Raw genomic sequence first — 982 nt, 5'->3', positions numbered from 1 at the left:
CGGCAGCTCCTACAGGGTCTCCTTCGTATTCAGGAACTGATTCCATGTCCGGCCTCAATGATCTTCTACAAGCCATCGACACCGCCGCCCACCAGGGCGAAGAAACCATCCTCGCCACCGTGGTCAAGGTGGAAGGCTCGGCCTACCGCCGTCCCGGTGCGCGGATGCTCATCCCCATACACGGCCGCACCGTTGGCACCGTCAGCGGCGGCTGCCTGGAGCAGGACCTGGCGAAAAAAGCCTGGTGGCTCACCGATTCCGGTGAACCGGTAGTACGTCGCTACAGCACGGGCGCCACCGAGGACGAGGACGACGAGCAAAGCGCCCTGACCTTTGGCCTGGGTTGCAACGGCACGGTATTCGTCATGCTCGAACGCCTGCGGGCAAAGTCGCCTGCCCCGGCCATCGATCTGCTGCGACGGGTGCGCGACAGTCAACAACCGGCCGCCATGGCCACGGTGATTGCAAGCTCTCGCGATGCATCTGCCAGAGTCGGTGACCGTTTGTTGTCGAATACCGAAGGCAGCCTGCGCAACCTGCAACTGAACAGTGCTATGCGCCGTGGTCTGCACAAGACCCTGATGCAGAAGAAGTCCTCGATACGCCTCTACAGCAACGCCCGTGGTGAAGTCGAAGTATTTTTCGAGTACATCGCCCCGCCGCCTCGCCTGGTGATTATAGGCGCCGGCCACGACGCACAGCCGCTGGTGCGCATGGCCAAGTTGCTGGACTGGCACGTCAGTGTGATCGACAGCCGCAGCCACTTCGCCCGCGCCGAACGTTTCCCGCAAGCCGACGCCGTTATCCTCGCCAGCCTCGACAACCCGTTCGACCTGGCCCCGCTGATCGACGGCGCCGCCGTCGCGGTAATGACCCACAGCTACCGCCAGGACCGCCATTGGCTCGGGCTGGCGCCGCAAACCCCGCCCCCCCACCCCCGCCCACTCGGTCCCCGAGCGGGGACCGCACGCCCGCCGTGGGA

At 64.9% G+C, this 982-nt stretch carries 1 protein-coding gene; it reads left to right on the top strand.

What is annotated here, in order from left to right; genetic code table 11:
• Positions 1 to 44: 44 nt before the first annotated feature.
• Positions 45 to 982, top strand: a 938-nt coding sequence (locus PG5_RS32840; protein WP_042956007.1) for an XdhC family protein, incomplete at its 3' end; no start/stop codon positions are given.

The sequence above is a fragment of the Pseudomonas sp. G5(2012) genome (assembly GCF_000408945.1).
GTDB lineage: Bacteria > Pseudomonadota > Gammaproteobacteria > Pseudomonadales > Pseudomonadaceae > Aquipseudomonas > Aquipseudomonas umsongensis.
Note: the sequence above shows the minus strand (reverse complement) of the source record. Positions and strands in the feature narration are given on the sequence as shown.